Origin of the sequence: Barnesiella sp. CU968 (assembly GCF_905219685.1) — a bacterium.
In the GTDB taxonomy this organism is placed as follows: domain Bacteria; phylum Bacteroidota; class Bacteroidia; order Bacteroidales; family Muribaculaceae; genus Lepagella; species Lepagella muris_A.
Map to the genome: position 1 here is coordinate 1 of NZ_CAJMXD010000039.1, position 13,233 is coordinate 13,233.

The 13,233-nt window shown below is 45.5% G+C and carries 15 protein-coding genes; 8 read left to right on the top strand and 7 right to left on the bottom strand.

Features of this window, described 5'->3' with window-relative positions:
* The first annotated feature begins 14 nt into the window (after positions 1-14).
* From JX312_RS14055 to JX312_RS03020, 8 genes are all read left to right on the top strand, one after another.
* Positions 15-926, top strand: coding sequence for a DUF6043 family protein (locus tag JX312_RS14055; RefSeq protein ID WP_239653785.1), 912 nt, complete (start codon positions 15-17; stop codon positions 924-926).
* Between the two features lie 380 nt (positions 927-1,306).
* The gene (locus JX312_RS02990) at positions 1,307-1,639 is read left to right on the top strand and encodes a helix-turn-helix domain-containing protein (RefSeq protein WP_160631921.1); all 333 of its coding nucleotides are present in this window, start codon (positions 1,307-1,309) and stop codon (positions 1,637-1,639) included.
* A complete protein-coding gene (locus JX312_RS02995; protein ID WP_124076029.1) occupies positions 1,620-2,993 on the top strand; it encodes a DUF3987 domain-containing protein in 1,374 nt (457 codons plus the stop codon). The genes JX312_RS02990 and JX312_RS02995 overlap by 20 nt, the downstream gene beginning before the upstream one ends.
* Positions 2,994-3,083: 90 nt before the next feature.
* Entirely contained in the window at positions 3,084-4,166 is a 1,083-nt protein-coding gene (locus JX312_RS03000; protein WP_124076030.1) for a DUF6371 domain-containing protein, read from the top strand.
* On the top strand, positions 4,163-4,669 hold the full coding sequence (locus tag JX312_RS03005) for a DUF3408 domain-containing protein (RefSeq protein ID WP_124076031.1): 507 nt from the start codon (positions 4,163-4,165) through the stop codon (positions 4,667-4,669). The genes JX312_RS03000 and JX312_RS03005 overlap by 4 nt, the downstream gene beginning before the upstream one ends.
* Before the next feature lie 216 nt (positions 4,670-4,885).
* Positions 4,886-5,236, top strand: coding sequence for a hypothetical protein (locus tag JX312_RS03010; RefSeq protein ID WP_124076032.1), 351 nt, complete (start codon positions 4,886-4,888; stop codon positions 5,234-5,236).
* Positions 5,233-6,246 carry a relaxase/mobilization nuclease domain-containing protein gene (locus tag JX312_RS03015; RefSeq protein WP_124076033.1) on the top strand — a complete coding sequence of 338 codons (1,014 nt, stop codon included), beginning with the start codon at positions 5,233-5,235 and terminating at the stop codon, positions 6,244-6,246. The genes JX312_RS03010 and JX312_RS03015 overlap by 4 nt, the downstream gene beginning before the upstream one ends.
* A 2-nt stretch (positions 6,247-6,248) precedes the next feature.
* The gene (locus JX312_RS03020; RefSeq protein WP_124076034.1) at positions 6,249-7,283 is read left to right on the top strand and encodes a hypothetical protein; all 1,035 of its coding nucleotides are present in this window, start codon (positions 6,249-6,251) and stop codon (positions 7,281-7,283) included.
* Between the two features lie 51 nt (positions 7,284-7,334).
* Here JX312_RS03020 and JX312_RS03025 read toward each other — a convergent pair whose 3' ends face one another.
* Genes JX312_RS03025 through JX312_RS03055 form a run of 7 tightly spaced genes read right to left on the bottom strand, consistent with a single transcriptional unit; the run spans position 7,335 to position 13,162 of the window.
* A complete protein-coding gene (locus JX312_RS03025) occupies positions 7,335-8,321 on the bottom strand; it encodes a hypothetical protein (protein ID WP_160631915.1) in 987 nt (328 codons plus the stop codon).
* A gap of 25 nt (positions 8,322-8,346) precedes the next feature.
* On the bottom strand, positions 8,347-8,955 hold the full coding sequence (locus JX312_RS03030; RefSeq protein WP_124076036.1) for a hypothetical protein: 609 nt from the start codon (positions 8,953-8,955) through the stop codon (positions 8,347-8,349).
* Positions 8,956-8,963: 8 nt separating this feature from the next.
* Entirely contained in the window at positions 8,964-9,395 is a 432-nt protein-coding gene (locus JX312_RS03035) for a hypothetical protein (protein WP_124076037.1), read from the bottom strand.
* A gap of 26 nt (positions 9,396-9,421) precedes the next feature.
* Positions 9,422-9,862 (bottom strand): hypothetical protein, encoded by a 441-nt coding sequence (locus JX312_RS03040; protein WP_124076038.1) that lies wholly within the window; start codon positions 9,860-9,862, stop codon positions 9,422-9,424.
* 10 nt (positions 9,863-9,872) lie between these two features.
* Positions 9,873-10,400 carry a hypothetical protein gene (locus tag JX312_RS03045; RefSeq protein ID WP_124076039.1) on the bottom strand — a complete coding sequence of 176 codons (528 nt, stop codon included), beginning with the start codon at positions 10,398-10,400 and terminating at the stop codon, positions 9,873-9,875.
* A 9-nt stretch (positions 10,401-10,409) separates the two neighbouring features.
* The gene (locus JX312_RS03050; protein WP_204457024.1) at positions 10,410-11,381 is read right to left on the bottom strand and encodes a DUF4249 domain-containing protein; all 972 of its coding nucleotides are present in this window, start codon (positions 11,379-11,381) and stop codon (positions 10,410-10,412) included.
* Positions 11,369-13,162 (bottom strand): TonB-dependent siderophore receptor, encoded by a 1,794-nt coding sequence (locus JX312_RS03055; protein ID WP_204457026.1) that lies wholly within the window; start codon positions 13,160-13,162, stop codon positions 11,369-11,371. Before JX312_RS03055 ends, JX312_RS03050 begins: the two co-directional genes overlap by 13 nt.
* Between the last annotated feature and the right edge of the window lie 71 nt (positions 13,163-13,233).

Below are 13,233 nucleotides of genomic sequence, written 5' to 3' on the forward strand. Positions count from 1 at the left end.
TATAAGAGACAGTTATGCACGACCGCAGAGGTATCGGTTTCGACCAAGTCTTCAAGACTGCCATTATGCTTGTGCCGAAATATGAGAAGGCACTTCTGCTCTATCTGAAGAATGACCGCTCGGAGGGCATTGAAGATCTGGAAAAGATTCTTACCGATGGAGGACTTAAAGACCAACTTGCCCTGCATTTCAGGGCTCAGATGCCTGATTGCATTGTTCCGGCAATGTTGAGCTGGTTGTTTTTCGGCCGCAGCTTCGAGTGTATGGTTGAATATGGCGAGGAGTTGATTCAGGATGGTAAACTAAATTTTCTTCTGCGCAGACTCGCATCGTTCAATATAAAAACCATCATCAACCGCAGCCTGACTATTGGCGCTCGTAAAGAGGAAGATTGGGTGAAGTTCGTGTCTGAGATGGAAGACATGGGGATNACTCCGGTTGTTACTGCTGGAGTTGTTGCCAAATTCAAATCAATACCGACAGAGACAAAGGTTGAAATGAAGAGCACTTCAGAAAAGAAACCCATTCCCGGCAAAGAAAAGAAACGCCGTAGCCTGAAAGAACTGTTGCCCAACAGTGATGAATATCTATTGGGGTCGATTGATGAGCATATCCATATCAAACAAAGCGGGAAGGATTTGGCTCTTCTTTATCTTGTCCTTGAAAAGAGCCGTTCCCTTACCAATACCTCCGTTGTCGAATTTCATGCGGCTCTTGAACAGCGTTATGAGAAAAAGCCCAACATCCGCATCCCCGGGCATAGAGGCATACAGGATAATTTGAAAATGCTTCTTACGCCTACCACAATCACAAAGAAAAGCGGAGTGGAAGTCCCTTGCATGACATTTGAGAGACCGGAATACATGTTCGCCTACAATGACCTTGTTGAGAAATTGGGAGTGCAGGATTACGCATACTCCTGCTGACATATAAAAATATTATTGACGGGAGCCATCTGACAGTGATGTCGGATGGCTCCCGTTTTTCATATCCGTACCGCCTTCTGCGCAATTTTGAGGGTCGCTGAAAAGAAAAATTCTTCGTTTTACTTCGTTACGAATCAATGCGAATATAAACCACTGTGTATCAGCGTTATAAATTTGGAGAAACATAAATCATGTGTTTTCTTTGCACCGTCAAATCGCAACGACAAGGCGAAAGTCCGTAATCATTGCTGAGGTAAAGACCGGTCACCCCATGCAATAAAAACCGACAGAGAGAAGCCAATTCATAGCGATGCGACCCTTGGACATTTCATGTTGTCGGTGTCCATTGATTAATCCAGATGACGCGAGGAATTTTAACAATGAATCTTGATTTTTCAAAATTCACACCGGAGGAGCTGACCGGACTTTCAATCACGCTCCCTCTGGGTCACCTCCTTGAAGTGGTCGAGCACACTGCTGAACGTGCTATCGAAAAATTTAAGGAGGAGGTTCTGCCGGCTATGCTTTCGGCAGACAAGGATCCACTCATTCCCCGCAAGGAGGTAATGAGAATTCTTGGAGTCTGTGCAAACACACTCCGCAACTGGCGCAAGAGCCAATATTTGGAAGCAACTCTACTTGGAGGCAAAGTCTATTACAAGACATCTGCCGTAAACACGATTCTGGAAAAGTATGGAAAAGAGCACATCTAACTCCAAAGGCATTGACCCTATGCTCATTCTCGGCAAGGCTGTGGATATGTGTGTTAGTATGCGTGGCGGTGATTTTCCGCTTGGTGCCATGCCGATGAAGATTCAGCGGATTATCCGCGAGGCTAACGACTGCTACGGTTATCCGGTGGATTATCTTGCCGGGGCTATGCTCGTGGCTCTCGGTCTTGGCATCGGTAACACCCATTTTGCCCGGCTGAAAGGGAAATGGGATGAGAGTGCCATTCTGTTCATGGCTCTTGTCGGCAGACCCGGAGCGTGCAAGTCGCATCCTCTGAACTTCGCTATCCGTCCTTTCTCCGATATTGACGGCGTAAACAACAGTGCCTTTCAGAAAGAACTTGCCGAGTACAACCGCCAGTGCGAATTACCGATGAAAGAAAGGACTGTTGCTCACCCGGTATTGCCTGTTAACAAGCGGTTCCTGATTTCTGACGCTACGCCGGAGGCAATGATGCTTATTCACTCCCACAATCTGCGCGGCATCTGCATGTGGAATGATGAACTTGCCGGATGGTTCAAGAATTTCAACCGCTACAACAAAGGCTCTGACGAGGAGTATTGGCTGAAACTCTATAACGCCAACCCGATATTCTCCGACCGCAAGGGAGCGAAAGACTCCGTCTATATCGGAAGACCGTTTGTGTCTGTTGTCGGCACTATCCAGAACGGCATCCTCAACGAACTCGCCCAAGGCAGCCGCAGTTCAAACGGCTTTATCGACCGCCTTCTATTCGTCATCGCCAACAATCAGGATAAACAGGCGTGGAGCGACAAAGAACCGTCATTCGACATTGAGGCTACATGGGCTGAGATTATCAGCAGACTTGTGGATATGCCATACAAAACTGATGAAGACGGAAAGGTTATCCCGACAATCATAGGATTTTCGCCGGAGGCAAAGACACGGCTCTATCAGTGGCAACGGGAAAACACCGAGGACTGCAACCGCGAGGAAAACGATGCTCTAAAAGGAGTGTTCAGCAAATTCGATTTCCATGCCATACGCTTCTGTCTGATAATCCAGATAGCGCGGTGGGCTTGTGGCGAGGCTGACAAAACTGAAATAGATCTTGTTTCGGTGAAGAATGCCATAGGCCTTGTAGATTATTTCAAGGCTACCGCCACAAGGGTGCAGGGCATAATCAAGGATTTGTCGCTGTCAGAACTGCAACGGGCTGTCATAGCCGCACTGCCGGAGGAGTTCACAACCGAGCAAGGCGTTGAGATTGCGATAGCCAATTCTATGGCAGAGCGGACATTCAAGGATTTTGTCAAGCGGTTCACCGGCATCCATTTCCAAAAGGTGCGTCACGGAGTCTATGCGAAATTATGATTATCCACCTGCATTTTCTGCACTTTCCGCATTTTCGCTCCGTCAAAATGCAAATAATGCAGATAGTGCAACCAAAATCTTGATAGAACTATGAGTGGATACCGATTTATTCTCCAACCCTATCGTGGTGTCGGAAGCCGTCATTCTTGCCCCGCCTGTCACAAGAAACGCTGTTTCTCTCGATACATCGACACCGAGAAACAATTCACGTTTCCTGATGATGTCGGCAGATGTGACCATGAGCAGAGTTGTGGCTACCACCTCACACCAAAGGAATATTTTGATCGCAATCCACAGCACAAACCTCAGCACTCCGATTGGTCAGCTCCGTCAGCCCGCATAGCCACGCCGACCGAGCCGCCCAAGCCAGCCTCTTTCATTGCGGCAGAGACTGTTTCACAGACTCTGCACGGTTACGACCGAAACAATCTCTTTCTGTTCCTCAAATCGAAGTTCGGACCCGATGATGCGGAGCGTATGATGAGAGAGTATTGCGTCGGCACATCGAAGCACTGGCCGGGAGCATGTGTGTTCTGGCAGACCGACATAAACGGGCGTGTCCGCACCGGGAAAGTTATGCTCTACAATGCCGAAAGTGGCAAGCGTGTCAAAGAGCCATTCAACCATGTGTCGTGGGCCCACTCGCTGATGAAGTTGCCGCACTACAATCTCCGTCAATGTTTTTTCGGTGAGCATCTGTTGCCGATGAACCGTGGCAAGCCTGTCGCATTGGTCGAGAGCGAGAAGACAGCACTGATAGCGAGTTGGTATCTGCCCGAATATGTGTGGCTCGCTACCGGCGGCAAGAACGGTTGCCTCAATGCCGAGGCACTCCGGGTTCTTAGTGGACGGCAGGTTATCCTCTATCCTGATTTGGGGGCGACCGAGAAGTGGCGGCAGAAACTGCCATTGATGAAGTCGCTCGGTATCGAAGCCTCCATCTTCAACTTCATGGATGATGTTGCCGATGATACCGACAAGTCAGCCGGATATGATATTGCCGACTATCTACTGCGAATAGAGCCAGACCAAGCAGTACTACAAAGTATGATTAGAAAGTATCCGATGTTGCAGAAATTCATAGATGACCTGCAACTCGAATTAGTGTCGGTTGAGCGGTATGACCCGACAACCGAAACAACATTGTCAAACCGTATAAACGAGAAAATATGATCAACAAGAAACCTCAGTCAACAACCTCTCCCTCCACTGCCAAGTCAACACCCAAGACTGGCAAAACATCTACCGATTGTATAACTCCAAAATCTGATGATATTATGAAATCTGATATTACACCCAATTCCGTTGACTCGGTAAAGCCTGTCAACACCGCTAACTCTGATGTTGCTGTTAACAGCAACGACCGCAACACTCCCGACAACAACGCCAATCTGTTCAACAATGAACAGAGCGCAACGCCACAACCCAAGCAACAGCGTGTGGGCATAAAGCAGCGAAAGCTGGAGTTCGGCGAATACAAGGAAACATATCTTATCCCGGTGAAGATTGTCAAGCGACATTCGCTCAACATCAGCGATGCCACATGGGAGCGTCTTGAACGCTACGCCCGTATTCTCGGCGACCGTGGCGCAAACGTTGGCAGCTATGCCGAGCGCATCATCTGCGAACACCTCGACCTGTTCGGCGACGACCTCGAGGCATGGCGCAAACTCTGAGAATTGACAGCCGGAAATAAGCGACAGATCGGGAGGCAGAAAGTCCCGTCTGGATGGAAACGGAGGTATGCTGCGCAGCCTGATTCAGTAGTAGTGGCAAGATACCTTTTGAGTTCCTCAAAAGGGGGTAATCCGACAGCCTGACGGTTGATTGCCTGCCTCCCGATGGTCGCATATTCCGGTATAATGGTTACACCGATTACAATGATTTACAACATGGATAAATCGAATGGAAGACCGCGCCTCGGCTCGGCAAAAAGAGACAGGTATGTCAAGATAAGTTTCAATGACGGCGAGTATGACCGCGTTGATATTCTCTCGGCAAAGGCAGGTATGAACAAGGCTGAATATGTCCGCATCCGGGCTTTGGAGGATGTCATCATCGCATTCCTCTCTGACGAGGAAAAAGCCCTTATCCACGAGTTGAAAAAACTCGGACCCAATCTCAATCAAATCGCCCATACAGGCAATACCGAGGGATTGACCGCTATTGAAGACAAGGCTAATTTCTGCCTTGACACAATGGCCGACATCCTCATAAATCTCAAAAAACGGACACAAAGATGATAGGAAAAATTTTGAAATCCGGGTCGTTCGGTTCAAAGGTTGACTATGTCACCCGCGAGAAACACGACAAAAGAATATTCACTCCCGACACTTGGAAGATACTCGGAAGCGATGGTCTGTTGGGTACGAAACGCCGTCAGATAATCGCAAGTTTTGAGTCGCAGTCTATGCTGAACCATCGAATAAGCAACCCCGCCGGACACATAACTTTGTCTTTCGCCGCCGAGGACAGACCGAAATTAAGCGATAAAAAGATGCTTCAGATAGCGAAAGATTACATCAAGATGATGGGCCTCGACAAGACCCAATGGCTCATAGTCCGCCATTACGAAACCGACAAACCGCACTGCCATATCGTGTTCAATATGGTAGGCAACAACGGCAAGCGTATGGAGTGCGGACGCAACCGCTACAAGAATAAGAAGGTCTGCGAGGCATTGACACGGAAGTATGGACTTGCATTGCCCAAGCAGGAGAACCCCGATTTAGAGAAACTGCACGGCATTGAGAGAGCGAAAGCGGAGATAAGAATCGCCGCCACGGAAGCATTGAAAAATGCCCGCGACTGGAATAGTTTTGCGCGTGAGTTGGCTAAAAAGAACATCTCAATCATTCCGAAATACCGCCGTGGCACTACCGAGATGCAGGGCGTTTCCTTCCAACTTGGCGACTACAAGGTGAAAGGTTCTGATGTCGGAGAGCAGTTCAAATTCAGAAATCTCGACAGCCTTTTCAATTCGCAGTCACATAGCCGACAGTCACAGCCGAGGCAGACTCAGCCACATCAAGCCAGTGTCGATCAGTCGGCAGTAGTGTCGTTGGCAAAATCCACAATGGAGACTCTGGAAAAGGCTGCGGAAGTGACCGCTGATATTGGCGAGTCTATATGCAATATGGTTGGCGGTGCGTTCCAACTTGGAAACGGTCACCTTGACGAGAACGAGCAGGCCGCAGCCAACCAACTGCTGAAGAGAAGAAGAAAACGTAACAACAAACCCAGATTATCCTGATTATGGCAAAGAAAGATAACATCTCACTTGTTCCACAGTGCGGGGACATGGATATGGAATTGCTCCGCCGCCAAATGAAACGGCTGGAGGACGCACTGACGGAGATTAAGAATGAGATGGCAAATGTGGCAACGAAAATATCGGCTCCCGTTATGCTTCCTGCCACCCCCGAGCCAATGGAAATTACGGAGATTAAAATTCCTGATAATCTCGCCAAAAGCGAGGATGTCGCCACACTCACCGGAATAATCCAGACTATGAACGGCTCAATGGCTCTTGTCGTCCAAGGCATGGCAGATCTCAAAAAGGCAGTTGAGGCAATGCCGAAGCCGGAGGACAAGACCGATGAGATTGTTAAAAAGGCAAGCGAGGTATTCGTGTCAAAAGTCACTTCAAATCTGACTCCCATCATAGAGAAAGGACATACGGAGTCCTACTATAATGGCAGAAAGCAGTATGATGGCATCAGCGTCAAGGATGCAGCTGACATTTACTATCAGATAAATGGATTGCGAACTGATGAAGACCTGAAGGAAAAGTTGGCGAAGCGAGATAAGAAAATCAAGATTCTATCCTTTGTCATCATTGGTCTTGTGGACATCATTTTCGGTTTGGGTTATTGGATACATTCTGTCAAAGTAGAGAACCGGGAACTCACAAACATTGAATGGCTATACCGCGCCCAACGAGCAATCAGCAATGACAGTAAGTTTATTGACAGGATAGAAAAGGATATGTTAGGCACAGATGAGGCTGAAAAAGATGGTTGGAAAGATCTCATCGTTACGAGAGAGTCAACTGGACCTGAATTCAACTTCTTCTATCCTCATGATGATTGGCAATCCAAAAAGAAAGAAGAATCTCCGCAGGAAGTAGACCCGGCACAATCTGAATCAAAACCGGATGAACTACCTATGCCTCACAAAAGTCCGACTCGCTACACTCCCGGTGAGATAGAAGCAATCAAGCAAATGAGAGCCAACCCTCACATCCCCGATGATGCCAAGCCTTCTCTCCCTGAAGGTTACGAATATTAATTTAAGAATTCTCCACCGAGCATTTCATTATAAATTCTTCGGTGGAGATTTTTATTTTACAGAGATGTGAATATAAGAATTGTCTTTAAGGTAGCATCCTGTGCAGTATATGGGATAGCCATAGTTCCCTTCGATATAGGGATGTCTGAAATAATCATACAAGGCATCGGATTCAGTATGAAGTTCCGCGTTTTGGTCAATGCCTGAATTGGTAAGGAGAACTACATGTGTATTTTTCAGATTTTGTTTTTCAGTTCCAATCATAGATGGTTTAGATATAATGGCCCTGACTTCAGGATATGTCAAATCGCTGCCAATAACAAAATACGCTGTGGAGCCATAAGTAATGCTCCTGACATACACCAATCCATTTTTAGATGGCATCTCATTTGCAAAAATACCCTTTTCCGGCACATCCATAGTGACAGTAAAACCTTTGAATATAATTTCTCCGATAGTCCAACTCTTGATTTTATCAAGATCCATCTTTTGCTTTACTATACTTTCAAAGGTCTCGGCAAAAGATGGATTATCAGGGAATATTTTTATGAAACTATCAAGAGTATTCATTTTGGCACATCTATATAAATTCAATTGGGGTTCAGAGTTAGATTGATATTCCTCCGACCTGAGCATACTCTTCAGAAACCGGCTATAATTTACTCCGGAAGGGTTTTCTATAGTCGAAATAAAGGGATCACTGAAGTTGGTATATACGACAATAGGATTTTTCTTACCGGAAACCTCCTTATCAAACGTGGTTGCAAAGGCATCTTCTGGAAAAACTGCTGCCGGATATATGCCTGGAGGATTGCCATTGCAATTCCAGTTCTGAACTCCGAGGTATTTAGAACCGATGAAAAGCTCGTTTACCGATAACTGATTGCAAACAATCGTATCCCATGCTAAGGCACATGTTTTATCAGAATCCGGATTGGAATCATTACCCGGTGTGGGTTCATCATAATTGCATCCACCAATCAGGAAACAAGCAATAATATAAGTCACTGCAGTCAAGATCTTACTAATTTTTCTCATGCAATTCATCTCATGTTATAATGCACTAAAAATGAGGGATTGTATATCCAAGACAAATATTCGGTAAAGCAACTACACCGTCAATAGGTGAACATTTCAGGTCTCCAATAAGTAAGGATAATCCAACTTTCATGAAGAATCCGGATTTACGTTGAAGTCGGTATCCGATATTGATTGTACCAATAATGTTAGGTCGGAAAACTTTTTTACGGGTTGAGTACCTTTCAAAATCCAATACTCCATCTTCTTCTGAAGGGAAGAAGATAGTTTTATAATGCAGCTCGTCTCTATTGACCAGATATGTTGTCATGCCAAATCCTATTTCAAATTTGCTGGCACGTTTACCCAAAATTGCATTGATCTCGAAAGGAATACTTATTCCCCGGCTTTCCGCATCATAGCTGGCATAACACCCATCCAGCCCATCATCTCTACTCCAAGAAATGTCAGTAAAAGCAAGCCCCAATGAATAGCCAAGTATTCCACCTGCCTTAAAACGGCTGTCAAGCCCCACTCCAATGCCTGTTGAGGTACCTAAAAATTGACCGTATAGATTATAGCCATGGTCGGTCTGTCCGAAGACAGATCCAGCCATGACTAAAAGAAAGGCTAATAAGGTAATTCCTCTTTTCATTATTCCATTTATGGTTTACGTGTAATATCAACAGTCGTTGTATTAGAGTCCTTCCCCTCAGTTCCGTCGATTTGAAGGATTGTTTTCGCTTCTTTGAAACCATCGGGCATTTTGTCGAGGATTATCTTGACAACTCCGGGATCCGTGATTTTTGCCGTGAATTTGCAATCAGCATCGAAATATTCCCCGTTCTCATTTTTGGTGGTACCAACCAGATTAAGTGATTTGTAGTTGGTGCATTTGAGCGTCACTTCACCGCCTTCCCCATCAGAAGTAATCTGAATCTGGTGGTAGAAACTTGGGTCGAAGGCCGCCTTAACACTCTCTGCCGGGGTAGCCGTAACTTCCCACAGCATTTTTGCGGGTTCGTCCTCGCTGCATGAGGCGAACACAATGATGGCAAAACACACCATCATCATTAGTTTTAATTTTGTAATCATGTGGTCTTTTATCTGATTGATTTTTGTTATTTATAATTGAGATGTTTACGCGTAATAGTTACCATTGTTGTACGCATATCTTTACCATTGATTCCATCTATTTGTAGATAGCATGATTTTTCCGTAAAGTCCACATCTTCCATATAGTCAAATGATATTCTTACGGTTGTTGGATCTATAACTTTTGCTGAAAACCGACAATCAGAGTCAACGTATTTCCCGTCTTCATTCTTTTGACCATATATCGACAGTTCGGAATAATTGGAGCATTTCAAAATAACTTCAGCGGCATAGCCTCCGACAGTTATCCATACTGGAGAATTATAATCATAATGAATAGATGTCTCCACATTTCCTGCCGGTTTGCCGGATACTTCCCACAACATTCTTGCAGGTTCGTCCTCACTGCATGAGGCGAATGCGAGTATCGCTATCAGAGCGACAATCAGGAATTTAATTTGGTTCATTATTATATTTTTATAAGAGTTTGCCGTTTTTATCCATACGTAGTGTTATGGTTACGCTGTTACCAGAGCGTTTGAATGTCTGGTTATTGCATGATACCTCTTCAAGTGTGGCTTTGCCACCTGATACTGCCGGAGGACGGTTGGCGATATATTTTATGTGGCATTTCAGCTCAATTTTGTGTTTTTTGAACTTCATGGTCATCTTAGAGATACCATTGGCCTCGCTTCTATCTTTCGACCATTTCATATCGTCCTGATCAGGAAGTTCAGCAATGAAAGACAGAACCTTTCCTCCATTTGCATTTTTTACATCATATTTTATCTTTGAGTGTGAAGCATCCCCCTCGATAGAAATGCCATCAACAAATTTATTGTTATCAAGAAGGCTTTTCCCACTGTGGTCGAGACATTGCACTATTATCTGACAGGCATCCGTGGAGGTTGATATTGGTTCATATCCCTCTTTATCACATGATGTCAATACAAGTATAGACATTATGAATACCGTTATTATTCCGATTGTTTTCGATTTTCCCATTGTATTGTTCTATTTGATTGTTTCGTTTATTGTTTCCCTAATGAAGTCTGTTAAATCAATCGAGCAGACTGATTTCGATTGAGCCGCCACAACACCGGCTCCGGAAGACACATTGCTATAGCCCCAAATCGGGTCTCCAAAACCGTAGTCTCCAAGTTCGGTCAGAGTGCCGCTATCACGCTGCCAAATATAGTTGGCCCAGTTGTAGTAGGAGGGCGACACGGAGCTGACAATCAAATTGACGTTGCAGTCGGGTATCTCACCTTTTGGATAGCGGAACCAGCAGTTGTCAAATTGAAGATGCAATGTATAACTTTTTCCTTCAAACTGTCGGTCTGAGAAGAATGAGAAGCCTTCAGCATCGCCACCCATGATAGACTCAAAAATACCGATATGCTCCCTGAAAATTGGTTCCATATCATATAGCAACGAGCCTATCGCAAACCCATAATTTCCGCTTGCTGCAAAGTCGTCCAACTCTTCATCGGCTTGAAAATCACTGTTGAATGAAAATTTATAATAATTTTCTCCATCCGTATCTTCAATCCGGAGGTCAACCTTTAGCTTGAACTCGACGAAAACCATATCATTGTCAGATTCCCGGCAACTAACATCATAAGCCTCCCAAGTAGCAGTCGGCACCGGGATAGAAGCCGGGATAAGAACCTCGGCCTCACCTCTGCCAACTGCAGGACTTTCGGCAACAATCCTTATATTGTCGCCCTCCTTCGGGATATAGGAGTCAAGCTGCAACTCCCCATTGACATAAATCCTGACTTCGGCATCCCTGACTTCGGATTTTTCGGGACTGTCGGTGTAAAGCCTTGACTTTGAAATTTTAGCCTCTACAGGTTCTCCAGCGGTTATCAGGGAGTTGACGCACAATGCCGGAGTATGGGGCATATCCGGTGTGAACGCCTCCTCGCATCCTGTGAGGAGCGGTAATGCAAGAAGTGGATATATTTTTTTCAGAATAGCCATGTGTATGAAATCGAGGGTATGACAGGAAGGAGTTTGACACGTTTGAATACTGGTTCACTGGTGATATAGTATTCATCGGGTTTCGACACGGCAATATCTTGGGTTCCACGCTTCACTGCAACAGTGTTCATGTGGCAGTATGCGTTATAGAGGCCGAATGTCCAGTACCCACGTTTATTTTTGACAGTACAGCTTAAATCCAGACGATGGTAGAAAGGCAACTTATAACTGTTGATGCCGGTACGCAATGGTGACTCTCCGGCTCCGAACCAATCGGTGGTTTCAAAGTCAGGATCATCCCACACTTGATTCAACAGAGTGAATCTGTTGCCTGAATGTCCCACCCACGAAGCGTTGAGCTGCACCTTGTCACTGATTTTCCAATTCACCATTATATTTATTGTATGGCGGTTATCGAATTTGGCAGGGAATGTGTGCCCACAGTTTTTGTCGGCAAACGTGCGGTCTGCCCACGCTAACGAATAGGATATGTGTCCTGTCACCTTTCCAAATACTTTTTCAATTTTGAAATCAACGCCCTTAGCCGTACCTTTACCACTGCAAAGTTGAGCGTTCCACAAGTCGAGAGGGGGACGCAGGTAATACTCATCCTTGTATTCTACAAGATTATCCATCCATTTGTAGTAACCTTCTACTGACACTGCATAAGTCTTGTCAGGAGATTGCCAATATCCTCCCGCGGATATTTTATCGGCTGTCTCCGGCTTGAACTTTCCGCTGATCGGTATCCATTGGTCAGTTGGGAGTGCAAGATAACTCTGGCTGAGTTGGTGTACGTATTGAGTAGTCCGTGCGTATGCAAATTTCACCGCCCAGTCTTCATCAGGACGATAACTGAGTGACAATCTCGGAGACCATCCGAGATTTGTCTTTCCCCCGATATTGAACAGCGAGCCATGGAAACCGGCGTTCATTCTGAACTTATCACTTATTTTCCAATCATCCTCAATATATGCGTTGACTTCATTCGCACCATAGGCCCATGTTGAATCGCGGGTTGACAAATGTGTCGTCCCGACCTCGTATGAACGAGATGTACGCGCCGGAAGGAACGAATGCCGCGTATAACCTGCACCAAAGCGAACCCAGTCATTTCCATTGGGACTCCAATCGAAATCACCACGAAATATCCAGTCATTGATGTTATTGTCTGTATTGAGGACAGTATGCGATTCGTCCATGTGGTCGGAAGATTTATCTCTATAGATATAATCATGCTTCATGCTGGAGAAGAAGCGTGTGTATGCGGCAGTGAACTCAGATGATAGATTATCATTGAAACGGTAATTGAGTCCGGCCTGCGCAAGCAGGTTTCCCCAGTGCATGTCAAACCGGTCATCATAAAACGACCCGAAATAATTAGGCTTGTCATAGCCCTTGTCTTCCATACCGGTTTTCAGTTTATCATCCCCGAAATAGAAGCTTACAAAAGCGGTAGCCTTAGGTGAGAACCGATGCTGCACACGAGCGTTGAAATCCATGAAATAATAGTTGAAGCGAAGTTTCTCATCTTCGTTCTGCGAATTGGCAATCGCAACAAACGGAATAGTGAGCACATCAAACCAAGAACGGCGCAATCCGACAAGATAGGTTGTCTTCTTGCCTATCGGCCCGGAGATATTGAAAGCTCCCGATGTCAGGCCGAGACGTGCGGACCCGTGATGACCGTCGCGGTTGCCGTTTTGCAGACGCACATCCATAAAAGAAGACAGACGGCCGTCATATTTCGCAGGAATGGAAGACTTGAAAAAGTCTATCACTGGCGTCTCTTAAAATCTGTTAATGCGAAATTGTTAAACTCTGTATTCATGTTGGTTACGCGATTTTCTGG